Source organism: Candidatus Nanohalovita haloferacivicina, from assembly GCF_029232205.1.
Taxonomy (GTDB): domain Archaea; phylum Nanohalarchaeota; class Nanosalinia; order Nanosalinales; family Nanosalinaceae; genus Nanohalovita; species Nanohalovita haloferacivicina.
On record NZ_CP107255.1, the window covers coordinates 23940 to 49235 of the forward strand.

Annotated in this window: 28 protein-coding genes; 7 read left to right on the top strand and 21 right to left on the bottom strand. The window is 45.4% G+C overall.

The window, feature by feature from the left end; all coding sequences use genetic code 11:
• Nucleotides 1-16: 16 nt before the first annotated feature.
• Nucleotides 17-589, top strand: coding sequence for a hypothetical protein (locus HBNXNv_RS00155; protein ID WP_347720811.1), 573 nt, complete (start codon nucleotides 17-19; stop codon nucleotides 587-589).
• 273 nt (nucleotides 590-862) lie between these two features.
• Here HBNXNv_RS00155 and HBNXNv_RS00160 read toward each other — a convergent pair whose 3' ends face one another.
• From HBNXNv_RS00160 to HBNXNv_RS00185, 6 genes are all read right to left on the bottom strand, one after another.
• Nucleotides 863-1081: a hypothetical protein gene (locus HBNXNv_RS00160; RefSeq protein WP_347720812.1), complete on the bottom strand. Its 219-nt coding sequence runs from the start codon at nucleotides 1079-1081 to the stop codon at nucleotides 863-865.
• 237 nt (nucleotides 1082-1318) lie between these two features.
• Entirely contained in the window at nucleotides 1319-1834 is a 516-nt protein-coding gene (locus HBNXNv_RS00165; protein ID WP_347720813.1) for a class IV adenylate cyclase, read from the bottom strand.
• An 89-nt stretch (nucleotides 1835-1923) separates the two neighbouring features.
• Complete coding sequence (locus HBNXNv_RS00170) at nucleotides 1924-2511, bottom strand: signal peptidase I (RefSeq protein WP_347720814.1); 588 nt, start codon at nucleotides 2509-2511, stop codon at nucleotides 1924-1926.
• A 67-nt stretch (nucleotides 2512-2578) separates the two neighbouring features.
• Entirely contained in the window at nucleotides 2579-3424 is an 846-nt protein-coding gene (locus HBNXNv_RS00175) for a hypothetical protein (protein WP_347720815.1), read from the bottom strand.
• Between the two features lie 407 nt (nucleotides 3425-3831).
• Entirely contained in the window at nucleotides 3832-4209 is a 378-nt protein-coding gene (locus HBNXNv_RS00180) for a VOC family protein (protein ID WP_347720816.1), read from the bottom strand.
• 36 nt (nucleotides 4210-4245) lie between these two features.
• Nucleotides 4246-4635, bottom strand: a complete 390-nt coding sequence (locus HBNXNv_RS00185) for a CopG family ribbon-helix-helix protein (RefSeq protein WP_347720817.1) — start codon at nucleotides 4633-4635, stop codon at nucleotides 4246-4248.
• Nucleotides 4636-4685: 50 nt separating this feature from the next.
• Here HBNXNv_RS00185 and HBNXNv_RS00190 point away from each other — a divergent pair, with 50 nt between their 5' ends.
• Nucleotides 4686-5417: a ZIP family metal transporter gene (locus HBNXNv_RS00190; protein WP_347720818.1), complete on the top strand. Its 732-nt coding sequence runs from the start codon at nucleotides 4686-4688 to the stop codon at nucleotides 5415-5417.
• Nucleotides 5418-5470: 53 nt separating this feature from the next.
• On the opposite strand, the gene HBNXNv_RS00195 is transcribed toward HBNXNv_RS00190, so the two are convergent.
• The 5 genes from HBNXNv_RS00195 to HBNXNv_RS00215 all read right to left on the bottom strand — a co-directional run bounded on the left by HBNXNv_RS00195 (nucleotide 5471) and on the right by HBNXNv_RS00215 (nucleotide 10297).
• Complete coding sequence (locus tag HBNXNv_RS00195; RefSeq protein ID WP_347720819.1) at nucleotides 5471-6148, bottom strand: TIGR00266 family protein; 678 nt, start codon at nucleotides 6146-6148, stop codon at nucleotides 5471-5473.
• 41 nt (nucleotides 6149-6189) lie between these two features.
• Complete coding sequence (dnaJ, locus tag HBNXNv_RS00200; RefSeq protein ID WP_347720820.1) at nucleotides 6190-7257, bottom strand: molecular chaperone DnaJ; 1068 nt, start codon at nucleotides 7255-7257, stop codon at nucleotides 6190-6192.
• Between the two features lie 81 nt (nucleotides 7258-7338).
• Nucleotides 7339-9276, bottom strand: coding sequence for a molecular chaperone DnaK (gene dnaK, locus HBNXNv_RS00205; protein WP_347720821.1), 1938 nt, complete (start codon nucleotides 9274-9276; stop codon nucleotides 7339-7341).
• Nucleotides 9277-9356: 80 nt separating this feature from the next.
• Nucleotides 9357-9851: a nucleotide exchange factor GrpE gene (locus HBNXNv_RS00210; RefSeq protein WP_347720822.1), complete on the bottom strand. Its 495-nt coding sequence runs from the start codon at nucleotides 9849-9851 to the stop codon at nucleotides 9357-9359.
• 38 nt (nucleotides 9852-9889) lie between these two features.
• Nucleotides 9890-10297 (bottom strand): type IV pilin N-terminal domain-containing protein, encoded by a 408-nt coding sequence (locus HBNXNv_RS00215; protein ID WP_347720823.1) that lies wholly within the window; start codon nucleotides 10295-10297, stop codon nucleotides 9890-9892.
• A gap of 72 nt (nucleotides 10298-10369) precedes the next feature.
• On the opposite strand from HBNXNv_RS00215, the gene HBNXNv_RS00220 reads away from it, so the two are divergent.
• Nucleotides 10370-10855, top strand: coding sequence for a hypothetical protein (locus tag HBNXNv_RS00220; RefSeq protein WP_347720824.1), 486 nt, complete (start codon nucleotides 10370-10372; stop codon nucleotides 10853-10855).
• Between the two features lie 554 nt (nucleotides 10856-11409).
• Here HBNXNv_RS00220 and HBNXNv_RS00225 read toward each other — a convergent pair.
• Complete coding sequence (locus HBNXNv_RS00225) at nucleotides 11410-12171, bottom strand: ribonuclease H-like domain-containing protein (RefSeq protein ID WP_347720825.1); 762 nt, start codon at nucleotides 12169-12171, stop codon at nucleotides 11410-11412.
• Nucleotides 12172-12232: 61 nt separating this feature from the next.
• Nucleotides 12233-12430 (bottom strand): histone family protein, encoded by a 198-nt coding sequence (locus tag HBNXNv_RS00230; protein ID WP_347720826.1) that lies wholly within the window; start codon nucleotides 12428-12430, stop codon nucleotides 12233-12235.
• Nucleotides 12431-12736: 306 nt separating this feature from the next.
• Here HBNXNv_RS00230 and HBNXNv_RS00235 point away from each other — a divergent pair, with 306 nt between their 5' ends.
• Nucleotides 12737-15148 (top strand): DNA-directed DNA polymerase, encoded by a 2412-nt coding sequence (locus tag HBNXNv_RS00235; RefSeq protein WP_347720827.1) that lies wholly within the window; start codon nucleotides 12737-12739, stop codon nucleotides 15146-15148.
• A 1-nt stretch (nucleotide 15149) separates the two neighbouring features.
• On the opposite strand, the gene lpdA is transcribed toward HBNXNv_RS00235, so the two are convergent.
• Genes lpdA through pdhA form a run of 4 tightly spaced genes read right to left on the bottom strand, consistent with a single transcriptional unit; the run spans nucleotide 15150 to nucleotide 20021 of the window.
• Nucleotides 15150-16559: a dihydrolipoyl dehydrogenase gene (lpdA, locus tag HBNXNv_RS00240; protein ID WP_347720828.1), complete on the bottom strand. Its 1410-nt coding sequence runs from the start codon at nucleotides 16557-16559 to the stop codon at nucleotides 15150-15152.
• A complete protein-coding gene (locus tag HBNXNv_RS00245) occupies nucleotides 16559-17986 on the bottom strand; it encodes a dihydrolipoamide acetyltransferase family protein (RefSeq protein ID WP_347721351.1) in 1428 nt (475 codons plus the stop codon). Before HBNXNv_RS00245 ends, lpdA begins: the two co-directional genes overlap by 1 nt.
• A gap of 11 nt (nucleotides 17987-17997) precedes the next feature.
• Nucleotides 17998-18966: an alpha-ketoacid dehydrogenase subunit beta gene (locus tag HBNXNv_RS00250; protein ID WP_347720829.1), complete on the bottom strand. Its 969-nt coding sequence runs from the start codon at nucleotides 18964-18966 to the stop codon at nucleotides 17998-18000.
• The gene (pdhA, locus tag HBNXNv_RS00255) at nucleotides 18966-20021 is read right to left on the bottom strand and encodes a pyruvate dehydrogenase (acetyl-transferring) E1 component subunit alpha (protein WP_347720830.1); all 1056 of its coding nucleotides are present in this window, start codon (nucleotides 20019-20021) and stop codon (nucleotides 18966-18968) included. The genes HBNXNv_RS00250 and pdhA overlap by 1 nt, the downstream gene beginning before the upstream one ends.
• 98 nt (nucleotides 20022-20119) lie before the next feature.
• Between pdhA and HBNXNv_RS00260 the strand changes: the two genes are divergently transcribed.
• Genes HBNXNv_RS00260 through HBNXNv_RS00270 form a run of 3 tightly spaced genes read left to right on the top strand, consistent with a single transcriptional unit; the run spans nucleotide 20120 to nucleotide 22757 of the window.
• Nucleotides 20120-22171 carry an acetate--CoA ligase family protein gene (locus HBNXNv_RS00260; RefSeq protein WP_347720831.1) on the top strand — a complete coding sequence of 684 codons (2052 nt, stop codon included), beginning with the start codon at nucleotides 20120-20122 and terminating at the stop codon, nucleotides 22169-22171.
• Between the two features lie 32 nt (nucleotides 22172-22203).
• Nucleotides 22204-22380, top strand: a complete 177-nt coding sequence (locus tag HBNXNv_RS00265; RefSeq protein WP_347720832.1) for a hypothetical protein — start codon at nucleotides 22204-22206, stop codon at nucleotides 22378-22380.
• Entirely contained in the window at nucleotides 22377-22757 is a 381-nt protein-coding gene (locus tag HBNXNv_RS00270; protein WP_347720833.1) for a hypothetical protein, read from the top strand. The genes HBNXNv_RS00265 and HBNXNv_RS00270 overlap by 4 nt, the downstream gene beginning before the upstream one ends.
• On the opposite strand, the gene HBNXNv_RS00275 is transcribed toward HBNXNv_RS00270, so the two are convergent.
• The 4 genes from HBNXNv_RS00275 to HBNXNv_RS00290 form a co-directional block, all read right to left on the bottom strand.
• Nucleotides 22754-23056 carry a hypothetical protein gene (locus tag HBNXNv_RS00275; RefSeq protein WP_347720834.1) on the bottom strand — a complete coding sequence of 101 codons (303 nt, stop codon included), beginning with the start codon at nucleotides 23054-23056 and terminating at the stop codon, nucleotides 22754-22756. The genes HBNXNv_RS00270 and HBNXNv_RS00275 overlap by 4 nt on opposite strands.
• 75 nt (nucleotides 23057-23131) lie before the next feature.
• Nucleotides 23132-23938, bottom strand: a complete 807-nt coding sequence (locus HBNXNv_RS00280) for a hypothetical protein (RefSeq protein ID WP_347720835.1) — start codon at nucleotides 23936-23938, stop codon at nucleotides 23132-23134.
• Between the two features lie 123 nt (nucleotides 23939-24061).
• Nucleotides 24062-24451: a helix-turn-helix transcriptional regulator gene (locus tag HBNXNv_RS00285; protein WP_347720836.1), complete on the bottom strand. Its 390-nt coding sequence runs from the start codon at nucleotides 24449-24451 to the stop codon at nucleotides 24062-24064.
• 4 nt (nucleotides 24452-24455) lie between these two features.
• Nucleotides 24456-25250 (bottom strand): DUF5667 domain-containing protein, encoded by a 795-nt coding sequence (locus HBNXNv_RS00290; protein ID WP_347720837.1) that lies wholly within the window; start codon nucleotides 25248-25250, stop codon nucleotides 24456-24458.
• Nucleotides 25251-25296: the final 46 nt, after the last annotated feature.

Genomic DNA, 25296 nt, shown 5'->3' on the forward strand with positions numbered 1-25296 from the left:
AGAGAGTTCGATAAAAATGAACAACCTGCAAGATAGAAAGAGGCTAGGAAACTGGCTTGATCAAGAAATACTTGAAGAGAGGCCCTCCAGAGCAATTCTGTGGCCTGCGGAACCGACGCTTGCACAGACACTAGTAGAAGATGCAGGTGTAGAAAAACTTCTGGCCACAAGCCCTAATGCAGCACTTATAGGGTATGACAAGCCAGAAAACGTCTATCTTTCCGGAGCAACATCACACGAATTGGCCGATAAGATGCCTGGAAGCACCGATCTTGAGTATGGATGGGCCCTAGCTGACGACACAGTAAACAGCATGAGGAACGGCCTCAGCAAGAAAGAAGCACAGAGAAGAATAATCGAGACCTCAGATCAGATCCTCCAACCTGGAGGAGTGGCAGTTTACAATCTTGAGAGTACGGGCTCTAGGCCTGGTATGCCGGTAGAAGAGAGTCTATCTCCTCAAGAGAATATGATGCAGTATGCGCGCGAGATGAAGGAAATACTCCAGGAAGACTACACAGACAGTGTAGAAATATACGAAGAACCAGATTTCAGGACCAATTCTCCACATCTAGTGTGGTGGAAATAGATGCAAATGAGTGTGAAAATTCTTCGAACACTCGCGGGTTTGAGGGCCGATCAGAAAACAGGCCATAATAAAGAAGGTATATCGCGAGTCTGGGCGAATGTGTTTTTCGATACTTTCTTGGCACTTTAGCAAGGGGTCGCGCCATAGATCGGCCATATAATAAAGAAGGTATATTTTCACCCTGTTCAGTCACCAGGTTCAATCCACTCCCATCTATTATACCTCCTTTGTTATGAGTGTTTTTCGAATTTGAGCAAATTTTTCCAGAAAAGTTCATGATCTCGAGGCCTTTTCGGTATGCTCATTCAGCAATCTCAGCACGATATCGCGATTGTTCTCTGTGTAGAGAATGTTGGCGGTGGCATCCTCGGCCTCAGTTACCGAAATACCCAGGCCTGTATTGTCGAAAACCTCTTTCAGCCTGGAGTAAAGGCCTGTCTCGCCGTGAAGGATAAACTTGCTTCCATCATCCTGTATTTTGTAGAGTCTCATAACCTATTTTTCGCAGGCCTCAGTCAAAAAGAATGGGTGTTCAAAATATCTGAACACTCAATAATGTAAGATTAACTTTACAGTACAAACAACACCTTTTAAAAAACATTGAATGTTCGCATGAAATTAACATAGCTGTGTGTTATGGTGTTCGATTATTTTGAACAATCAGGCCTGTGTTGTGAGTATTATGGAGGCCTGAGGAGAGGAAATAGGGGGAGAAAGTGAAGTGGTGTGTTATCTTTCTGCGTCGTAGTGCTGGTAGAGGTCGTGGGAGTCCCAGTCTTTGGCGTCTTCAGGGTCGTAGCCTAGTTCTTCTATGGCTTCTGTGAGTTCTTGCTGTGTTGGGGCCTCGATTTCCAGTAGTGCTGGTATGTCTGGGTACCAGTCGATGACGTATTCTATTCGGCCGTGGTGCCATTTGGCTCTGGTCTTTTCGCTTTTGTGTATCTGTTGGAGGCCTAGTGATGTGAGTAGTTCGCGGGCTTCATCCATGTCGCTGACTTCGAATTCGATTTCGTTCATTATTTTGGCGCCGTCCTGGTTTTCTTCATCTTCTTTTCTGGTGAGAATGGTCTCTGACCCTAGCCTTCGGAGTCGAAGTATGCCGTTTTCCTCGATGCGGCCGTCTTCGTAGTCGTAGAACTCTGACTGTACTTTGCCTTCGAATTTTTTCTCTGCGTTCATCTCCTGCATTTTTCTGCGTACTTTGGCAGGATCTACTTCCAGTATCTTGGCCTCGATCTCCTTCATGTGAGTTTAATTGAGGTTGGAGAATTAAAGAAGAAAGTTTTTTTAGGGTGTTCTCAGTAATACTGTTCTGAGAGGTTGGTCATGTGGGTTTAGTTGCTTTTTCTCTTTAGAGGTATTTTCTGGGTTTCTTTTGATTGGTTCTCTGGTTCTTTCTTTTCTTCGTCAAGGGCTTCAAGAATTTTTATCAGGTGGCCCCGGATTATCAGGACTGCGGGTATGAGCAGGAATAGGTAGATTAATGGGCTCCTGCTTGTGAATATTATGTAGTATCCTATGTATGGTATCCAGAATTTTCTCTCTCCTATGATCTGTTCGCCTGAGGTCCAGCCAGGATCTGGGCCTGGGTTTGCGTCTCCTTTTGTTTGAAAGGAGTTGGTGTAGTTTCCTTCTCTTATATCGATTATACGATGCACTACAAGGTCTTCGCTAATATTGGATTGGTTAGGCCGGAAAATAACTACGTCTCCTTCTTCGTAGCTTTTCGGGTTCTCCCAGCTCTCAAATACTAGTGAGCCTTTAGGCATTTCTGGGGCCATGGAGCTGGATTCTACTACGTATGAGTCTAGGCCTAGTTGCTGAGGAACCAGGTAGATGACGTAGGGCGTAATAAGCAGTAGAAGTAAGGCCCAGATAATTGTTTTCTTCGAGTCCTGGTTCTTGTAAAATCCTTTTTTCATGTGTATCAACAGTATTTAAGGCCTCTACCTCCTTTTTAGGGAAGGCAGAGGCTTGATCTGGGGAAGGTTAGTGGGTTTCTTCGCTGGTTTCTTTGTTGTAGTCGGTCTCAGAGTTGTAGCTGTCTTCCTCTGATTCTGACTTTTCTTTGCTATGTGAGTAGTCCTTCTCTTTGTAGCTTTCCTTGTCTGAGTCTGATTCTTCTTCGTGCTTGCTGGTTTCTTTCTCGCTCTCAGAAGATTCTTTTGTTTCTTCTTTGGTCTTGTTGTAGTTGCTGCTGTCTTTCTTGCTTTCGGATGAGTCTTTCTCATCGTATTCGCTTCTGTTTTCTTCTTCTGAGCTGTTCTTGTTCTTGTAGCTTTCATCGCTGCTGTCTTTCTCAGATGAAGAACTTTCCTTCTTCTTGTGGTCTTTGTACTCCTTCTCGTAATCTATGGAGTAGGAGACGCTTCCGGTCTGTAGGTGGTCAAGAGAGGATTCGTACTTCTGCTTGTAGGTCTGTGTCTTCTGCTTCTGCTCGAGGTACATGTTTCTGTACTTTTCGAGCTTTTCTTTTTCCTTCTCGTAGAGATCCTTGTATCTCTCATAGTTCTCTTTCTGATCCTTGTTCAGTTTCTTGTAGTGGTTGAGCTGTTCCCGGCTTTGCTCTAGATCTTTCTTCATCTCTTGGGATGTTTGCTTCTCTGAGTTGTACCTCTGCTTGTACTTGTCAGCAGTTTCCTTCCAGTCAGACATCTCTTTCTCATACTTGTCTACCTTCTTCTCTAGACTGACAATCTTCTGATGCATGTCTGCCCTGTCATCGTACTCGTAATCCCCGTTAGACCAGTTACTGCTCGCAGCTACAGTACCGATCCCGGCAACCGAAGCAACAAGGCCTATAGCCATGAGGGAAACTAAAACTTGCTTGTTCATTGTTTTTCACCTCCTTTTTACCGTAAAACCTGTTTTCTTAGGAATTAACAGGAAACCCTTGGGGTTAAAAGCCCCCGTAGCTTTCTACATATCAAGTATGAGGGACTACAACATAACCAAATTATTTCAAAACAGAATGACTGTTGTTTTGAAGTCATCTAAGTTCTCTGGTTAAACTATAAGCAATATAACACATGTTTTAGTTGTTATTCTAATTAAACGAATTTAATAGTTGTTATAATCATATAAAATAGAATTAAACCAACTTATTTACTGTAAAAATTTCTTTAAACAAATTTAAACTTTTTAAGTTAATGTATTTCAAGCAATAGGGCCTATATGCAAGTTTAGGCACTAATAGGAATATATTGAGATATAAGAAATAATAAAATTTGCCTGGAGGCCTTCTAGGCGCTTCTCTTCAGGATCTCTACTTCGTAGCCTTCAGGGTCTTTGACGAATGCGTAGTCTCCTGGACATTCTTCTGGTGGTCGGTAGTCTTCTCCGCCGGCCTCTACTGCGTTTTCGTATGCTTCCTGCAGGTCCATGCCTTTTGGTGTGTGGATGGCGATGTGGCCGAATCCTTCTCCTTTCTCGTATTTTTCGTCTTCTCCGTGGTTGTATGTGAGTTCGAGTTCGGCGGTCTGGCCTGGATGTCCCAGGAAGTAGAGGTCGAATGTTTCGTGTTCGGAGACTCTCTTCAGTTCGAAGTTGAAGGCCTTTTCGTAAAATTCGATTACTGCTTCGGGGTCTGATACTCTGAGCATTGTGTGGGCTATTTTCATTTCTTTGTCACCTGTCTGTAGAGTAGGTCGTGATTGTTATTGGTCTTGTGGTAGCATGGTCACTGAGTCTGTGTGTTTGCTTCCTTCGAGTTCGTTGTAGAATTCTATTACTTCGCTGGCGAGGCCCATGGTGTGGAATACTTCGAGGCATTTGTCTCCGCTGAGTTTGCTGTGTAGCTGTGTGGTGATGACGTGGTCGTAGTCATGCGAAATCTTGGCTATCTCCTGTTCCTTTCTGTGAGGGTGTCGGGCCACTACTACTGCGTTAAGTTCTCCTTCGAGGTTGCTGTTCTCCATTGTTTCTCTGTGAAGTCTTTCTATGGCCTTTCTGATCAGTTCGCTTCTGCCGTTGAAGCTGCCTTCTTCGTTTATTTCCTCGATTTTCTCCAGTGTTTCTTCGTCCAGGGAGAGGCTTATTATTTCCATAACACTGAATTAATAGGAATGTTTAAAAAGTTATTAAAGATGTCTTTGTTATGATAATACAGAACGTAATCTACAGTCTTGCAATTGCATCAGGCCTCTCCGCACTGGGAGCTCTATTTCTGGGCCTTAACGAGGAGAAAACTGAAAAAATAATTCCTTATCTAATTTCTCTATCTGCTGGCACAATTTTTGGCGGGGTTTTCATACACTTAGTGTTCAAGATGGCGAACAACATTGGCTATACTCGTGAGACTGGAGTTCTTGTGCTTCTGGGCCTTGCAGGATCTCTAGGTCTTGAAAGAGCTGTCCACTGGCACTGCCACAACAATGATCATCACGTAGATGCTATCTCATATGTGCTTCTTGCAGGAGATGCAGTCCACAACGTTCTGGACGGGTTTCTGATTGCTACAAGCTATATTGTAGGTCCTGCCGCAGGTCTTGCATCGACCATTGCTATCGTGATGCACAAGATTCCGAAAGAGGCCGGTGACTATGGTATTCTGGTTGACAGCGGTATTTCAAAGGTTAGAGCTGTGCTCTTCAATATCTTGATCAGCCTGTTCATGTTTATAGGTGCTGCAGCGGTGCTTGTCTCAACTCAGTATGTTAGCGGCCTTGAGAAGTTCCTGCTTCCGCTTGTGATCGGTAACTTTGTCTATATTGCGGGTAGCGATCTTCTTCCGAGGATAAAGGAGAGGCAGATGGGAGCTCACCTACTGTTCTTCGTACTGGGCGTGGCTGTGATGTATGCTATTCCTTACGTTAAGGCCGCTATCTAGGCCTTTTCATTTTTCCCTAATTTTTAGTTCTTGAGAAGAGAAAAGGAGAAGAGTCATCCCTGTGTTGGGATGTACTGTGATACTTTGAGGGCGAGTTCCTGGACGGGTAGTGACTGGATCCAGACTGTGCCCGGGCCTTCGAGTGTTGTTAGGAAGAGGCCTTCGCCTCCGAAAAGCGCGTTTTTTACTCCCTTCACTCTTTCAACATTGTATTTCATTCCTTTGTCGAATGCTACGACGCTGCCTGTATCGACTTTTATTTTCTGGCCTTGCTGTAGCTGTATTTCGTCGACTTCTCCTCCTGCGTTGAGGAAGGCCATTCCTGGGCCCTGTACTTTTGTCATTTTGAATCCTTCTCCTCCAAGTAGGCCTGATGCCAGGCTGGTTGTGAATTCTGTGTCGAGGTTGCCTGATTCGCTGCATAGGAATGCGTCTTCCTGTGCGAGTACTTCTCTGCCCTGGTCAAGGTCTAGTGCTATTACGTCTCCGGGGAATTCTGCTGCGAAGTTGATTATTCCTTCTCCTTGTTGTGTTGAGAATGTGGTTACGAAGAATGATTCTCCTGAGATTGATCTTTTGACTGAGGACATGAGGCCTCCAGAGGCCGAGGTCTGCATTTCGACGTTGTCGCTCATGTAGCTCATTTTGCCTGTTTCTGCGACTATTTCCTCTCCAGGCTGGATTTTTACTTCGAGGAAGGGTGAGAAGTCTCCTTTGATTCTGTATTCCATAAGAGTTGATTGGAGGCCTTGTTGAAAAGCTTTCTTTTGATTCAGTCTATAAAGTCCTTTACTGTTTCGAAGAAGGTTTTGCTTTCCTCTTTCTCTCTTCTGAGTTCTTCCATGACTTCTCGTTGTTCCTCAGAGAGTTTTTCCGGTATCTCAACGTCTACCTTGATGAACAGGTCTCCTGTTCTGCGACCTCTTCTGGAAGGCATTCCCTTGTCTTTGACTCTCAGTACCTGGCCTGGCTGTGTTCCGCTTGGTATGTCTACCTGGATTTCCGAGTCCGGTGTCGGAACTGTTATCTGTGTGCCCAGTGATGCATCGCCGACTCCTATTTTTGCGGTTGTGAATAGGTCGTTGTCTCGTCTTTCCAGTGAGTCATGTGGTTCAACGGTGACTCTGATTATCAGGTCTCCTGGTCTGCCGTTTGATTCGTTTCCTTTGCCTGCGACTTTCAGTCTCTGTCCATCCTTAACTCCTGAAGGAATGTCTACTGTAATGGTTTCCTTCTGTTCTGTAAGGCCTTCTCCGTTACATTCCGAGCATTTAGTTTCGGGTATGTTTCCTGTTCCGTTGCACTGCGGGCATTCTGTTACTGTCTGTGTGCGGCCGAAAGGTGTTCTCTGAACCTGTCTTACCTGGCCCTGACCCTCACACTCTGTGCATGTTGATGTGTTGCCGTTTTCTGCCCCACTACCGTTACATTCCGGACATTCCTTTCTTCTTTTTACCTGGAAGCTTTTTTCAATTCCCTTGTAGGCCTCTTCCAGTGTTATCGATGTCTGGATTCTAAGATTCTGGCCTGAGCTGCGGCCTCTTCCACCTCCTCCGAAAAGATGCTCGAAAATATCCTGGAAGTTCTGTGATGCTCTCTGCTGTCCTGCACGTGCGTTTCCTTCTACGCCCTGTTTGCCGAATCTGTCGTATTTCTTCCTTTTTTCTTCGTCTGAGAGAACGTCGTAGGCCTTGTTAATCTTCTTGAACTTTTCCTCATCAGCTGTATCAGAATTTGAGTCTGGGTGGTATTTTTTGGCCTTTTTTCTGTAGGCCTTTTTGATTTCGTCCTGGCTTGCGTCTTCGCTGACTCCTAGAAGTTCGTAGTATTCTTTCGCCAACGAACTTTCACCAAAGTTTGATCATGGTTAAACCGCTTGCAGTGGCTTCTGGATTTTTGAAAGAAAGAGGAGAGGAGGACATTATTCCTCTTCCTCGTCGGTGTCTACTTCTTCGTAGTCTGCGTCGACTACGTCGTCTCCTCCTGCTCCAGATTCTCCGCCCATTCCTCCCATGTTCTGGGCTGCCTGTTTGAGGTCTTCTTCGCTCATGTTGGAAGGGTCGAAACCTGCACCTCCCATTCCACCAGGACCTCCTTGCTGGCCGTCGTACATTTCTTTGCCGATTTCTTGGAGGGATTCTTCGAGGCCTTCGATTGCGTCTTCGATTGTTTCTTTCGCCTCTTCGAGGTCTTCAATCTCCTCTGCTTCCTCTCGTGCTTCCTGTACTTCTTCGATTGCGTCTTCAATTTTCTCGGTTATTTCTTCGTCTACTTCGTCTTCGAAGTTGTCGAGCTGGGTTTCTGCCTGACTGATCATCTGGTCGGCCTTGTTCTTGGCCTCGATGAACTCGCGTTTCTTCCGGTCTTCTTCCTCGTGTTTCTCTGCTTCTTCCTTCATTTCCTCGATTTCATCTTCGTCAAGTCGGGAAGTATCATCGATACTGATTGAGGCCTCTTCTCCGCTCTGCTGTTCTTCTGCAGATACTTGTAGGATGCCGTCTGCGTCGATTTCGAATGTTACGTCGATTTGTGGCTGGCCTGCTGGTGCTGGTGGGAGTCCTTCGAGGTTGAACTGGCCTAGTGATTTGTTGTCGGAGGCCATTTCTCTTTCTCCCTGTACTACGTTGATGGTTACTGCTGTCTGGTTGTCCATTGCTGTGGTGAATGTTTTGGATTCTTCTGCAGGTACGGTGGTGTTTTTCTCGATTAGTCTTTCTGTTAGGCCTCCTTTGACTTCTACACCTAATGAAAGCGGCGCTACGTCAAGTAGGAGGATGTCGTCCATTTCTCCTGTGATGCTTCCTGCCTGGATTGATGCGCCCTGTGCAACGGCTTCTGCAGGGTTGACTTCCTGGTTCGGTTTCTGTGCTGTGATCGCCTGAACATGTTCTCTTACTGCTGGCACTCTTGTGGTTCCACCGACTAGGATAACTTCGTCGATATCTCCTTTTTCGATACCGGCGTCGCTGATTGCGGTCTTGGTTGGCTCTGTCGTCCTCTGAATCAGGTCCTCGACAAGATCCTCGAACTTGGAGCGTGTTAGCTCATAGTCAATATTGTATGTTTCTCCGTCTTCCTGGTGGATGAACGGAATGTTGATCTTGGCCTGTTTTCTTGAGGAAAGCTCCTTCTTGACTTCCTCAGCCTTCTCTCTGATTCTCTGCATGGCCTCGTCTTCATCTGAGAGGTCGATTCCGTTTTCATCCTCGAACTTTTCGAGCACCCAGTCAACGATCTCTTCGTCAAAGTCGTCGCCACCGAGATCGTTGTCTCCCTCGGTACTCTGTACTTCGTATATTCCATCTCCCATTTCTAGTACTGTGACGTCGAATGTTCCGCCACCAAAGTCGTACACAAGAACAGTCTGTTCTTTATCATCGTCAAGGCCGTATGCAAGTGCTGCTGCGGTTGGCTCGTTGAGTATTCTTTCTACTTCAAGGCCTGCGATCTCTCCTGCATCCTTTGTGGCCTGTCTCTGAGTGTCATCGAAGTGAGCGGGAACAGTAATTACGGCCTTCTCTACATTGTTGCCTAGCTTGTCTTCGGCATCGTTCTTCAGCTTCTGTAGAATCATCGAGGAGATCTCCTGAGGAGTGTACTCGTCTCCGTTGAGCTCTACGGTATAGTCTTCTCCCATGTGGCGTTTGATGGATTTAACGGTATTTTCTTCGTTTGTCACCCTCTGGTTTTTGGCCTGTTTTCCGACCAGTCTTTCTTCGTCGTCAAAGGCCACTATGGAAGGAGTGATTCTTTCTCCTTCGTTGTTTTCCAGAATTTTTGGTTCTCCGTCCTGGATTGCTGCCATTGCGCTTCTTGTCGTACCTAGGTCGATGCCGATAATCTTGTTTCCTTTGCTCATTGTTGGTTCACCTATTTTACACTCTAGACTATTTTTTGATTACGTGAATAAAAATTTTTAAATCAGATGTTTAAAATCCTTTACTCCTCTTCTTTGCCGACCACGACCTCTGCTTCTCTGATTATCTGGTCGTCGAACATGTAGCCTTTTCTTTTCTGTCGGAGCACCTGGTTGTGTTGGCCGGTTTCTGTTTCGACTGCTTTGTGTAGTTCTGGGTCGAATTCCTCTCCTTCTGCATCTATTTTTTGAAGGCCTTTTTTCTCCAGTGTTTCGTAGAGCTGGTCAGATACCATTTTCACTCCCTGTACTACTGTTGAGTCTTCGTCGGCTGATAGAATTGCTCTTTCAAGGTTGTCAAGTACTTCGATGAGGTCTTCTGCCAGTTTTTGCTGGGCCTGTTTCGCCCATCTGTCTTTTCTCTCCTGTTCTTTCTTCTTGTAGTTCTCGAAGTCGGCCTTGACTTTTTTCGCCAGTTCCTCTTTTTCGTCTCTGTCTTCCTGTACTTCTGCAAGTTCTTCTTCGATTTCCTGCAGGGCCTCTTCTAGTTGTTCTCTGGAGAGTTCTTCGTAGCTCATCGGTGAGAAAGATTGTTGGCTAATCTTTTATTTTGTATTCAGTTCAGGCATCGGTATGTGAATCTGTTGTTTCTTCCTATTACCTCTATAAGATCTGATCTGTTGAGGTCTGTGTTGTATATTTCAAGCCTGAAGTCTCTCTGAGGGTCAACAATCTGTGGCTGGAAAGAGTAATCTTCTTCTGGAGGCCTCTGATTGATTATTACCTTTAGTTTTGAGGTGTTGATGGCCTTAGTATTACTGTTTCTGATGTAGACTGTTGTCTGGGCGGGGTTGCTGTTGCAGGCCTCTATCGTTATCTGATCCTGGTCAAAGATATTTGCTTCCTGTCTTGCGTTCTGCTGGACCTGGTTGATCTGCAGATAGATTGCTCCTGAGGCTGCTACAGTGACTGTTATGAGAAGGGTGACGGCCACTACAGGTGTTATTCCTTTTCTTTCGCCCATGTTATGCAATGAGTTTTTCTGGTTTATGACTTTCCGGTTGTTTGATATACCTCCTTTGTTAAGATGTTTTGTATGTCTGATGATGAGAAGCATCCTTTTGTTGATGAGGCGGCCCGTAAGTCGTCTACTATCGTAACTAAAAACTCGATTGCTATTCCTCGTGATTCAAAGAAGTATAAGAAGTCTGATAGGGCCTGGAACTGGGAGAAGATTGTTGACCTGTTTTTCCCTCAGGAACAGTCTCCGAAGAGAAACAAGTATGCGAAAATTTTTCTCCGTGAGTTGAAGGATGAGGGCGAGATTGATTCTGAGAAGTTGAATAACTTCGGTGAATGGGGTCATGAGAAAGGCCTGAGTAATTTGAAGAATAATATTTTGCCTAAGCTGCGGCGTATAGGTGTTATTCAGTATGAGTATCTGGAGTATCGTGGGCAGCGTGAGGGCAAGCAGGGCCGCCGAAAAGTTGTGAAGCCTGCAAGGTCTTTCACTTCAATACTTGACTCTATGGCTAATGGTTGGGCTGCATTTGAGTCGGCAGCGTATCAGTCTAACGAATAGCTCCCGCTATCGCGATTTTAAAGGCCTGTACGGGAACTTTCTCTATTATTCTTAGAGAGTTTGAACTGCTACGACGTTTGCTTCAGGGTGTACCTGTGCCTGTGTCTGTTCTTCTTCAAGCTGTGCCTGAAGTTCGACTTCGAAGTGTCGTGCGTTTGCGTCCATTGTTTGTTGTCACCTGTTTTGGTGGTTGGTTGTATGGTTCAAGTAGTGTTTAGCTGGTGGGTTGAATATGCAACCGTGGAGCAGCCCGCACCTTGCAAGCACGACCTGCTCCCGATTCCAAGGTCTACCTATGTTCCACAGAGGTAGAAGAATTGGAATCAACTTTTCCAGAGGCCTTGAGTATTCGCGGTCGGCACTTGACTCCCGTAGGAGCCAAGGCTTCATCCCGCTTTACTCTGCCAGGAAGTTAATAATGGAGAATTTAGCCTTGGCCCTGGTCAGATGTGTATAGCAATAGCTCACGGAATCCATCCACATGTTTTCCGGAGCCGGTGTATTTTGTACCAAGGCCATTTTCACCTGAAAGTTGGGAGTAGTCGTTTTTAAGTCTATTGCTTGGAGGGGATATGAGGTTCGAAGACTTCTCCTGTCAGACGCTTGTGAACTATTTCTAGGAGGTCCTGAAGGTTCCGGGCGTCGTACTGGTTGTATCTTACAAGTTTGTCCAGTGCGTCCTGATTGTTGTTTCTCTCGTATTTTTTCCAGAGTCTGACTGCTTCGCGGCCGTCAATGTCTTCAAGCTCTCTGTCGACGTTTAACTGTTTCTCTATCTTCTTGAGGCCTCCTGAGTATCCTATTCTTTTGAAGAGGTACATGAGGTCGATATGAGGAACTTTGATATCCATGTCGAAGTTATGCTCGAGGAATGGCTGGTCAAAACGCTTTCCGTTGAATGATACAAGTATCTTGGATTCAAACATCTCCTCTTCTAGGCGCTCCTTGGTCAGATCCTGGCCTTGGATGAGTGTCCGTGATTCGCCGTCTCGGTGGAAGCTGACGGTAGTAACTTTGTTTCTTTTCTTGTCGAGGCCTGTGGTCTCGATGTCGAAGAAGCATGCGTTCTCCTCGAAGTTTCTGTATAGTCTCCAGAGGCTTTTGTTTGGTAGTTTTTCTTTGAAGAATACTGAGTTCCCTACATCCAGATTTCTGCGGGCCTTTCCCACGAACTCCGATATTTTCTGTTGCTTGTTGGAGCTGATTTCGCTGGTGTCTTCTACGTGGTCCCAGTGGGTTATTCCTTTTTTCCAGAGCTTCTGCTCTGTCTTTTCTCCTACTCCGGGTGCCAAGATAAAGCTGTTTTCAATCCGCATCTAGTTCACTCAAGAAAAATAAGAAAGGTAATAGGTAAAAATCATACTGGCCGCGAAAGACTTACTGAGAAGCCTTTACGTCGTCGGCCTGTACAGTCTTTCTGCCAGCGTGCTGAGCGTATTCTTTTGCTTCTCGTGCTCTGTCGCTAGCGTACTCTTCCAGTTCATCTCTTAGTTCCTCTACTGCATCTTCGGAAACTCTGGATGCTCCGGACTGTTTGATGATTCTCTTTACAGGTGCTAGTGGTAGTTCTGCCATGGTAATTGTCACCTCCTTTTGGAGAAATTGATATCTTCTATTACGTATATTGTTTGTGTCCCTATAAAAACCTTGGGTTAAATACGGCTTTCATTCTGTCATTACGCCATCAGAAATGCTTGCTTGGAACCTAGAGGATTATATGTAATCCTATGTTATGATTCAAACTTCATTTGATCCTTCAATAACAACTACCTGAATTTTTCGTACTCAATTATACCTAGAACATTTCAGTGAGGTCAAGGCCTTTTCTGTGTACACAGGTGCAGGCCAGATACTTAATTTTTCGAATAAAAATTCTGTTGTATGAGAATTGAAACTCAGGTAATTGATGGCGATTACAGGATTGAGGACGAAGAGGTATTTGTCAGGCTTTTCTGCAGGTCTGGAGAGAAAAATATTATCGCGTACGATAGAGATTTCAGGCCTTATTTCTACGCTTTGCCGTCCGAGGAGTCCGATGGCGCTGAAGATCTTGAGAAGAAGATTTCCGATCAGAGTTTTTCGGATGATGATGGCGAACATATTCCTTTGCTTGATACTGAGGTAGTGGAGAAGATTGTAGGTCATGAGGCTAGGAAGGCTGTCAAGGTGTACACCAATATCCCTGCTAACGTTCCAAAGCTGAAGAATGGAGTCTGGGATCTTCCGGAGACCGAGAGATGCCGGGAGTTTGACATTCCTTTCTACCGCCGCTATCTCATCGATAAGAGGATCAGGCCTGGAAAAACTGTAGAAGTTTCCGGCGAAGAGGCAGACTCTGATGAATATGATATAGCTATCGAGATAGATGACATCAACCCTGACGTCGATGAAAAAGATCAGGAGTACGTTACAATGGCCTTCGATCTTGAAGTGTATCAGGACAAGATTATAATGGCCTCAATGAAGTCTGAAGGTTTTGAAAAAGTTCTTTCTCTTTCAGAGGTTGATAGGCCTTTTGTTGAGAGTGTTGAAGATGAGGAAGAGCTTCTTGAGAGATTTATCGAGATAATACAGGATAGAGATGTTGATATTTTAACAGGTTACAATACTGATGAGTTTGATTTCTCCGTGCTGAGGGATGCTGCGGAGAGGAATAATGTTACTCTTTCCCTAGGCCGTGATGGCGAGAGAATGAAGTTTAACCGCAGAGGCCGTTTTTCAGCCGCGAGATTGAAGGGCAGAGCACATCTTGATCTCTATCCTTTCGTTGATCATGTTCTTTCTCCGGGAATGGAGGCCGAGAACCTTGATCTTGATTCTGTGGCTGAGGAACTTCTCGGCGAGAACAAGGACGATCTGAGTTGGGAGGAGATGAAAGAGTCGTGGGAAGAACAGGAAGATCTTGAGAAGTTTGCCGATTACTGCCTGAAGGACTCAGATCTAGCGTTGAGACTTTCGGAGGAGATTGTGCCTCAGGTTATGGAGTTGTCGAAGATTGTCGGAACGATCCCATTCGATACATGTAGACTTACTTACGGCCAGTTGACAGAAAACTTCCTTTTGAGAGAGGCCTTCGAGAGAGATATGATTGCGCCTAACAGGCCTTCCCGCAGCAAGAGATCTGATCGAAGAAATGAGGGCGCTTATGCAGGAGGTTTTGTCTATACACCGGAGTCAGGCCTTCACGAAAATATTGCGTTGTTCGACTTCCGTTCGTTGTATCCTACAGTGATGGTGGCTCATAATATTTCTCCTGATACACTGAATCTTGATAATTGCAGTGACAGGTTTACGTTGGAGGACTTTGAGTATGATTTCTGTCAGGATGAGCAGGGTTTCTTCCCTGAGTTGATTGAAGGCCTTGTAGAGGAAAGATATGAGATTAAAAGTGAGATGAAGGATGCAGATAAGGATTCTGCTGAGTATCAGAGTTTGTATAATCGCCAGCAGGCCGAAAAGATTCTTGCCAACTCCTTCTATGGTTATCTTGGTTATAACGGTGCCAGGTGGTACAGCAGGGAGTGTGCGGAGGCCACTACGTATATGGGCCGGAAGTATATTGAGGATACTATTGAGACAGCTGAGGATTTAGGCCTTGAAGTTGTGTATGGTGATACGGATTCTGTTTTCCTTAAGGGAGATAATATTCGTGAGAGGATGGATGGTTTTCTGGATGAGGTTAACGATGAGCTTCCTGAGTTTATGGAGCTGGAGTTTGAAGGCTTTTTCAGGAGAGGCCTGTTTACGTCTACCGAGTCCGGTGAAGGGGCCAAGAAGAAGTATGCTTTGATTGATGAGGACGGCGAGATGAAGATTACTGGTTTTGAGCAGGTTCGTCGTGACTGGAGCCCTATTGCGAAGGAAACTCAGAAGAAAGTTTTACAGGCCGTGCTGGAGGATGATGTCGACAGGGCAGTCGAGGTTGTAGAAGATACTATAGAGGAGCTTCAGTCGGGTGAGGTGCCGGTTGAGAAGTTGAAGATCTATACTACCTTGACGAAGCCTCCTGAGGAGTATGGTTCGACGGCTCCGCACGTTGAGGCAGCTAAAAAGGCAAAGAAGAAAGGTGATGAGATCAAGCCTGAGTCAACTATTACTTACGTGATTACTTCTGGAGGAGGCACTATTTCTGATCGTGCAAGGCTTCTGAAGTATGCTGATAGCTATGATTCCGAGTACTACGTTGATAACCAGGTTTTACCTGTCGCTATGAGAGTTCTCAAGGTATTTGGTTATACAGAAGATCAGTTGAAGGGAAAAGGTAAGCAGAGTGGCCTTGACAGGTTTTCCTAGTCTAGTATGTGTGAATTGATTTATCGAGCGCGTCTTCACAGGCCTCTGCAAATCCTTCAGGGAATGTAGGGTGTGCGTGTATTGTATTTGCTACATCGTCTAGGTAGGCCTGCATTTCAAGGGCTAGAGTTGCTTCTGCAATCATGTCAGATGCTCTGGCACCTACTATCTGAGATCCCAGTAATTTGCCGTCTTCACGGGCCACTACGCGTATGAAACCATCTGTTTTGGTGGTTGTAAGTGCTCTTCCGGATGCTGTGAGCGGGAAGCGGCCGACTTTGATGTTGTCATGTTTTTCTCGGGCCTCTTCGGGATTTAGTCCTACTGATGCTACTTCTGGATCTGTGTACATAGCCTTTGGTATGTACTGGTTGTCGAATGCCGCCTTTTTTCCTGCGGCGACTTCTCCAGCTACTTTTCCTTCTCTGTAGGCCTTGTGTGCGAGCATTGGCTGGCCTACTACGTCTCCGATTGCGAATATGTTTTCGTCGGTTGTTCTCATCTGTTGATCTGTTTTGACGAATCCTTCGTCTACTTCTACGTCTGTGTTTTCTAGTTCGAGGCTTTCCAGATTTGGTTTTGTTGTTCTGCCTGCGGCTACCAGTATGTAGTCTCCTTCGATTTCTACTTTTTCTCCTTCCTGATCTGCTACCAGTACAGCTTTATCGTCTCGGTATTTGACTTCTTCTGCCTTTGTTGAGGTGTAGATTTCGTCGTTGTAGTGATCGCTGACTTCCTGTAGCTGGCTGACTATCTCTTCGTCGAAGTTTGCGAGTACGCGGTCTCGGGCCTCTACTACTTTGACTGTGGCGCCGAACTTGCAGAACTTTGTTACGGCCTCCATTCCAATGTATCCTCCGCCGACTACTACTATTTCGTCCGGAACGTGTTCCAGATTCAGAAGTTCTCTGGATGAGATGATTTTGTCTTTGTCGAATTCGAGGCCTGGTATTTCTATTGGGGAACTGCCTGTTGCGATTATTGCGTTTTCAAACTCTATTTTGTCGGTCCTGTGTTCTTCTTCGACTCTGACAGTGTTTGAGTCAATGAACTTGGCCTCTCCTTTCTTGTATTCGATGTTTTCGTGCTCCAGCATCTGTTTTACGCCTTGATCAAGTTTTTCCACTATGCTGTCTTTCCATTCTTTGATCTCCTTGAAGTTGACGTGCTCGCATTCTGCTTTGATGCCAATGTTGTTCCAGTGCTGGATGTCGTCATGGAATTTTGATGCATGGATAAAGGCCTTGGCCGGTATGCATCCTCTGTTGAGGCAGGTTCCTCCTATTTTTTCTTTATCTACCAGTACGACATCTTGGCCTTCCTGTGCGGCTCTTATTGCTGCAGAGTATCCTCCTGGGCCTGCACCTATCACTACTAAGTCTGTTCCGGTTGCGATATCTCCTACTACCATTACAGGTTCACCATTAGTTCTTCTGGGTTCTCCAGGTTTTCGACTACGTCATTCATGAATTTGGCTGCTGTGGCGCCGTCTACAACTCTGTGATCGTAGCTGAGTGATAGTTTGACTGTGGTTCTGGGTGTTACTTCTCCATCCACTACTTCTGCGGTTTCTCCTATTTTTCCTATTCCCAGGATTGCGACCTGAGGGTAGTTTATGATTGGTGTGAACTCTTCTCCTCCTATTACTCCGAGATTTGTTATTGAGAAGGTTCCGGGGCTCATTTCGTCCTGTCCAAGACTTCCGTCTCTTGCGGCCTCGGCCTTTTCCACGATGTCTTCAGCCAGTTCGATCATGTTTTTCTCTGCTACATCCTCTATTCTTGGTACTAGCAGGCCTCTGTCTGTATCGACTGCGATGTTGAAGTCGTAGTATTTTTTCTGAATTACTGTATCGTTTTCTTTGTCTAGCTCTGCGTTGAGAGTTGGGTAGTCCTTTAAGGCTTTTGTACAGGCCTTCATGATGAATGGCAGGTATGTGAGGTGTGCGTCTACCTTGTTTTTCACGCTGTCTCTGAGATCTGAGAGCTCGGTAATATCGGCTTTTTCCACGTGTGTAACGTGTGGTGCTGTGAAGCGAGATTTCTCCATTTTGCTGGCGATGCTTTTTCTGATGCCGGACATTTCAACTTTCTCTACTTCGCCACGATAATCTCTGTCGGTTGTAGAAGTTGTTTTCTGCTCCGTTTCCGTTTCAGGGGTTTCTCCGTTTGCGGCATTGATTACGTCTTGTCGGGTTATTTTTCCTCCGCGGCCTGTTCCCTCTATCTGTGAGATATTGATTTCTTTTTCTCTGGCCAGTTTCCGTACGGAAGGTGTAGCGTTCACCTCTCCGGTATCTGCGACTTCCTGTGCTGGAGAAGAGTCTTCGGTTTCTGAGTTCTCTTTGTTTCCTCCGCTTTCTGCGGCCTGCAGTACTTCTTCCTCTGTTATTCTTTCTCCTGTTTTGATGCTTGCGAGGTCGACGCCTTTCTTCTCTGCCAGTTTCCTGACTTTTGGAAGTGCAAGCACGTCTCCTGATGAAGAGGAAGTTTTGGTTGTTGCTTCTTGCTGTTTTTCTTCTGTATCTGCTGCTTCAGCCTGTTCTGGTGGTTCTTCCTCATTTTCTTCTGGTTCTGAGGCCTCTTCTGTTTCTTGTTCTTCGGTTTCTCCTGTATCCAGTTCCATGATGACGTCTCCTACTTCTACTCTGTCTCCTGGGGAGGCCATCAGTTCTTTTACTGTGCCGTCTGATGGCGCCGGTATTTCTACTACTGCTTTATCTGTTTCTGCTTCCCCGACTACCTGGTCTTCCTCTACCTGGTCTCCTACTTCTATTTTCCATTCGAGGAATTTTCCTTCTGTTACTCCTTCGCCTGTGTCGGGGAATTCGAACTGGATTTTTGGATCACCTAGAAGTTAAGGACTCTTTCGAGACCCTTTACTGCTCTGTCCTTGTTTGGCATGTAGAAGTCTTCAAGAGTGTATAGTGGATATGGTACGTCCGGTGCTGTTACTCTTTCTACCGGAGCCTCCATTTTGAGTATTTCGTTTTCCTGGATTCTTGCTGCTATTTCTGCTCCGAATCCTACGCTTTTTGGTGCTTCGTGTAGTACCATTGCTCTTCCGGTTTTTTCGACTGATTCGTAGATTGTGTCGAAGTCGGCAGGGTAGATTGTTCTCAGGTCTATTATTTCGACGTCTGCGTCGATTTCGTCTGCTGCATCCTCCGCTACAGGCACCATTGCGCCCCAGGCTACCAGTGTTACGTCTTGTCCTTCCTGTACTATTCTGGCTTCTTCTAGGTCGACTTCTTTCTCTGTGTCTACGTCTTCCTTGAAGGCTCTGTAGATTTTCTTTGGTTCAAGGAATACTACTGGGTCGTCCATCTGGATCGATTTTCTGAGCAATGAGTACGTGTCCTGTGGTGTGCTTGGTATTACTACGTGGAGGCCCTGTGAATGTGAGAAAAATGTTTCTGGGCTTTCCTGGTGATGTTCCAGTGCCGAGATTCCTCCTCCGTATGGTGCTCTCATTGTTAGAGGCACTGTGTAGTCTCCACGACTTCTTATTCTCATTCTGGATGCATGTTCCTTGATCTGATAGAATGACAGATATGAGAAACCTGAGAACTGCATCTCTATTACAGGCCTGAATCCGTACAGGCTCATTCCAATGGCTGTTCCTGCAATTCCTGACTCTGCCAGAGGGCTGGAGAATACCCTGTCCTCTCCAAACTCATCCTGAAGACCTTTAGTTGCTCTGAATACTCCTCCATCTTCTCCTACATCTTCTCCGTAGGCTATTACATTTTCATCTGCTTCCATTTCGTCGTGTATTGCCTGGTTGACGGCCTCTACTATGTTCATTTTCTCTGTCATTACTGATCCACCTCTTTTTTGAGCTGTTCTTTTTCCTGTTTCAGTAGTTCTGGCATTTCATCGTATACGTAGTCGAATAGCTCGTCGAATTCTGGCTCGTCGGCGTCTATTGCTTTCTGGGCGGCCTCGTCTACTTTTTCCTTGGCTTTTTCCTCGAACTCCTCTAGTTCATCGTCCCAGATGTCGTGTTCTTTCAGGTATTCTTTGAATTTTCTTAGAGGATCTTTTTCCTTCCATTCTTCGACTTCTTCCTCATCTCTGTAACGTGTTGAGTCGTCAGAAGTTGTATGGTCCTCCAGTCTGTATGTTACGGCCTCAATCAGCACTGGTTCGCCGTTTCGAGCTTTTTCAAGTGCTTCTTCCATGGCCTTGATTACTGCGAGAAGATCGTTTCCATCAACCTGGATGCCTGTGATGCCGTATGCAATTGCTTTCTGTGCGATTGTCTCTGACTTTGTCTGTTTTTCCCGCGGCATGCTGATTGCGTACTGGTTGTTCTGTACGAAGAAGATTGAGTGGCCGCTGTATACTCCTGCGAAGTTGAGGGCCTCGTGGAAGTCTCCTTCTGAAGTTGATCCATCGCCTGTAAATCCTATTACTGCGTTTTCGTCGTCTTTTTTCTCCATTGCCATTCCGAGGCCTGCGGTGTGCAGGTTCTGTGTTCCTACGGGGATGGCTACTGGTAGTGTATTTAGTTCGGAGAGGTTTTTCTGGCCGTTTGCGTCACCCATCCATCTCTGGAAGATCTTGTCAAGCGGTGCACCACGTGCGATAAAGGCCGCTGTCTCTCTGAATGAAGGTACAACCCAGTCGTCTTCTTCAAGCGCGAACATTGCACCTATCTGGGCTGCTTCCTGACCTTTGTGAGGTGCGTAAGTTGATATTTCCCCTCTTCTCTGCAGTGAAAAGGCCTTTTCGTCGAATTTTCTTGCAATCATCATTTGCTTGTAGAGCTCTTTGTACTCGTCTTCCTCTATCCAGGGGAAATCGTCTTCATCGTCTGTCCCCATGACTTCAATTCGCTCTACCGAACCAGAATATACTTCTTCCCGCATTATGATTGAAACAGGCCTCGGCTCGTATATAAAAAATCGTTTGCGACCTCTCGGTGAATTCAACAACCTAAATAACCGCGGAATAGAAATTAAGGTATATGAAACTTGACAAACTCTTTCAACCGGATGATATTGCTGTAGTGGGGGCCTCACGCCATGAAGGGAAGACAGGGCATGAAATTTTCGATAATCTTGTTCATGGGTTTGAGGGAGAGGTTTATCCTGTAAATCCGAAGGCCGATGAAGTTGAGGGAAAGAAGGCCTTTGATGAAATTCCGAAAGGAACTGATCTGGCTGTTATTGCTGTTCCTTCAAAGATTGTGCCGAATGTTATGGAGAATGCTGCTTCCAAAAAAGTTGATGCAGCGGTCGTTGTTTCCGCCGGTTTTTCGGAGACTGGTAATAAGGAGCTTGAGGAGGAAGTTCTTGGTATTGCGAACAGTAACAATATAGATCTTCTTGGACCTAATGTTCTGGGGCTTATTAATACTGAGAATTCGATGAATGCTTCTTTCGCATCTAAAATGCCGGAGGCTGGCAATATCTCGTTTATGAGTCAGTCTGGAGCATTCTGTACAGCTATATTGGATTATTCGAAGGCTGAGCATATTGGTTTCCGCCACTTTGTGTCCCTTGGTAACAAGGCGCAGTTGAATGAAGTTGATCTCTTGAAGAAATGGCGTGAGGACGATACTGAGTCTATTATTTCGTATACGGAAGGTATTGAGAATGGACGCGAGTTTATGGAGGAGGCGGAGAAGACTTCACGTGAGAAACCGATTGTAATGATTAAATCAGGCCGTACCGATAAAGGAGGCTCAGCTGCTTCTTCCCATACCGGGAGCATTGCGGGAAGCTATCAGGCCTACAGGGCTGCTTTCAGGAAGGCCGGAATTATTGAGGCCGAGTCCAACAGAGAGCTTCTTGATTTTGGAAGAGCTTTCTCGTATCAGAATCCTCCTGACGGCGATAATATTGCTATTGTGACAAATGCTGGAGGGCCTGGTGTTATTACTACTGACGAGATTTCTCAGAGAGGATTGGAGCTGGCTGAGTTTTCCGATAAGACAAAGAGTCGTTTGAAGGAGTCTATGCCTGACGAGTCCACGCCTCATAATCCTCTTGATGTTATTGGAGATGCAGGACATCATCGTTACAGTGAAGGCCTTGAGATTGTTCTTGAGGATGATAATGTGGATGCTGTAGTGGTTTTGCTGACGCCTCAGGCCAATACAGAGATTGATAAGACTGCGAAGGCTATTTCGCGCGCGGATGAAAGCTCGGATAAGCCTATTTTTGCCTCTTTCATGGGAGAAGAGGATGTTGAGTCTGGTAAAAGAATACTTGAAGAGAATAATATTCCTGAGTTTGAGGATCCTGTTGATGCTGTCAAGACCTTGAAGTCGATGGTTGGGTACAGCGAGTTTCTTCAGCAGGAGAGAAATTACAGGGATATTGATTACGACAGAAAGAAGGTGGAGGAGGCCTTGCATGATTACTCTGGTTATGCCAACGGCCACAGTCTTTTCGAGGCCTATGGATTTGATCTGCCTCTGACAGAGGTTGAGAGCGCTCCGCGAGGTGCTGAAGAAGCTGCATCCAGTATTGGCTATCCTCTGGTTATGAAGGTTGATTCGCCTGTAGTGTCGCATAAGACTGATGTTGGCGGTGTGAAGACAGGTGTTCAGGATCGTGAAGAGGTGCAGGAGAACTTCAGAGAAATAATTGATAATGTACATCACGCCAAGAACGGTAGATCTCCTATAAACGGTATTGTGCTACAGGAAGAGGTTGAAGGCCTTGAAGTGGCTCTTGGAATGAAGAGGGATCCTCAGTTCGGCCCTATGATTCTTGTAGGTCTTGGAGGCATCTACATAGAGGCATTACATGATATTTCGTTTGGCATTGCTCCTATCAGCGAGGAAGAGGCCGAGCAGATGATTGAAGAGCTACAGAGCAGCGACCTGTTTGAAGGTGTTCGTGGAGAAGACCATTCCATGGAGCCTGTAAAGGATGCTATTATCAGGCTTGGAGAACTGGCCCTGAATCATGAAGAGATTTCCGAGATAGATGTTAATCCATTGATTCTGAAGAAGGAGAAGGCCTTTGTGGCTGATATCGAGATAGAGTTTGAAGAAAATTCACGATAGACGTTTTAATTCTTGAATATAGAACTGATCTTATGAATGAGGAAGCAATAGGCGGTGGTTTAGGAGCTATTATGGGAGCATATGTCCTTAGTGAGATGTTAAGGACTGCTCCTGTGGCTGAATCTATTTCAACGGTAAAATGGATGCCTCCTGTTTTGGTGATTCTAGGAGTTTTCCTAATAATAGCAGGTATTTTCGGAGTAGAATGATTCCAAAACTTCTTGAGTCTCTGGCTGGCAGCATTTCGAAGGGAGTGCCTCTTTTAGTAATTCTAGGTTATTTGCCTCTAAAACTTGCTTTACATCTTTTGGGCAAAGAAGAACATTTTAACACATGGGAAAGACTGGAAAAAATATCTCTGATGCTTATTAGCGGGGTTTTGTGGGGTTACTTGTTTTCTTTTGCTTCTAACAGCTTGAATTTAGAATTTGATGCCAATATTGCTTTTTCTCTTTTTATTGCTGCTTTAACTGGGGCTTTCTCAACTTTGATTATTGTAGTGGGTCTTATTTTTGTTAGGTTATGCAATGAGGTGAACTACTTTGAGCGTTTTGAGAGCTGGGTAGTGGATAAACTTGATTTTTAAACTGATGTTTGTGGTTTCTGGCCTGGTAGTGGTTCATCGACGTTTTCTGTAAGCGTTATATCGTATCTGTTTTCTTCAGGGTACCAGTCAGCCTCCATTCGAGGATTGTCGATATCCAGTTCCTCAAATATTTCGTCTACAAATGCTCCTACACCTGGTTTTTCAGATCCTTCCTCGAAAGCTACGTAGATGTAGGCCTGATCTCTGGCGTCATCTATATCGATGCTGGTTCTGTATCGCCCGTCATAGTTCTCGTTGAAGAACTGGTTTATCTCTTCTTCAAGGACTTCTGGTTCCATCAGTGCATGTTTCGTGTTTAAAGCCTAAATTCTCTTCGGTAGAATGAAGAAAAAACTGGGAAGAAGAGGCCTTTTCTAGTTCAGGCCTACTTCTGCTTCTCCTTCGATCTCTGCTTCAGCTGAAGTCTCAGTGTCTTCTGTTGAGGTTTCGGTTTCTGCGTCGACTTCTGCTTCAATTTCTAGATCGGTTTCGAAGCTTCCTTCGCTGTCTCCTGATTCAACTTCTACTTCGAACTCGTCGGCCTCTGGGACTGTAACGACAAGTTCTCCGTCTGCGTTGGTCTGGCCAGCTATTTCGCCGTTAATTTTGACTGTTGCGTTGGCGACCGCCTCTTCTTCCTGCATTGCTTTTACAGTTACGTTGTTGCCGGATTCAATCTCTCCGTCAACATCTACCTGGATAGATGTGCTGGTTTCCTGGGTGGAATCGTCGTCGGATTCGTTGTTTCCTACTGATTCGGCTGCCTGATTGTTTCCTCTGTCTGATAGGAAGGAGCTGATTGCTGAGAGAATTCCTGCCTGATTTCCGGCACGGGCCTCTGCTGATACTTCTGCTCCAAGATTGCTCTTGTTGTTCTGTGCGTGTTCTGGAGGACCTCTCTGTGCATCGGTGTTTGTTTCTGCTTCTGCGGAGGCATTGGCTTTTTCTTCTAGCTCAGTTACTCTCTGCTGAAGCTGCTGTACCTGCTGCTGTAGTTTCTGTACTTGTGATCTTAGATCTGATATGGTCTGTCCTATATCTGCCTGTGCAGATGCTTGCGCATCTGTTTCAACCTGGTTGTTTGACTGTGCCTGCGCTGGCTGTGCTGCTGCTGGTGCAGCAAATCCAAGCGCCATTCCTGCTATGAGGAATATTGCTGTAATCTTATTCGAGTGGTTCATTTGATTTCACCAAGCTGGTATACTCAGTCCACCCTTATATGGCGTGTCCAGAAACAGTGGTTTAAACCCGTTAAGAAGCCGTTTAAACCCGTTTAACGGTGAAGAAATTCTGTTCAATTATGTTTATCGCTGCTGTTTTCGTATCTCGTCGAAGTCGGCCTCAACCAGGTATGTGTTGGCTTTTTTCTTCTTGATTACGAGGTCTCTTTCGAAAAGTTCGGAGACTGCGTTGCTGATTGTGGCCTTTGAAACATCTATTTCATCAGGCAGATCGCTCTGAAGTTTTGAATCGTCCATTACCGAGTCCAGTACTTCCTCAGCTCTTCTGGAAAGGCCTATATTGTCTATCCGTAGGTCTTTTCCTTCTTCCTCTTTTTCTTGATTGGAGGCTGTTACAAGAACCTGTCGAAGTTTCCAGATGTAAAGGCCTGAGGCAAATGTCAGCGCTATGAAGGCCCCTAGCATCATGTAGATTAGAATTTCGAACTCTGCTTCTGGGAATGGGACAGCCATGTTTCTACCTCAGGTCTGTCAAAGAATTGTTTTCTGTAATTTTATTGTTCTGAGGTTCTGGCCTGTTTTTATCTACATTTTCGTCAGAACTAACTGGAGCTTCGCTGTCTTTGACAGAAGACGCCTTATTCTCTGCTTTGTCCACAGTTTCTTCTACAGATCTGTTGTCTAGATCAGGTTTCTGGCCCTGTGTCAGGTTCTCAGGATTCCTGTTTTCTCCATTATTTAGATTAGGTCTGCCGGTATTTTCAGGTTTGCCTGTCTGGTTACGGCCTGTAACTGGTATTTCCGATTTGTTGAGGGCTTCTGATGGCGGGCCTTGTCTTCTCTTCTCTGATTGGTTTATTGCCTTTTCTATAGCGCCTTTGGCCTGTTCTGGGACTTTTTCCTTCACTTCTTTGAGAGTTTCAACGTTTTTATTTGAAATATTGTTTATTTTCTGCTTTAGTTGCTCGTCCTGGCCTTTTCCAGCCAGTTCGACAGATCTATTCAGGGTCTTTGAGTATCTGTCTATGGCTTCTGCTGCTTTATCGCTTTTGTTTCTTTCTATAAGTGTTTGGGCCTCAGATACGCGTTCTTCTGCGTTGTTTGCCAGGGCCTTGGCTTTCATATCGTCTCCGCCTATTACTCCTGCCAGTTTGACTTCAAGGTTCTCTGCAAACATTTCTACTCCATAGAATGGGCTGGCAGGTGTTAGGCCTGGTGCTAATCCGTTTTCAGAACTGTTTGTTGTTTGCTGAGCTGAGGCTGTTCCGATCAGGATTAGAGATGCTAAAAGCAGGATTGCGGTCTTTCTCATATTCTTCAAACTCGCGCTGATGATTTTAAACCATTTTATTAACGAT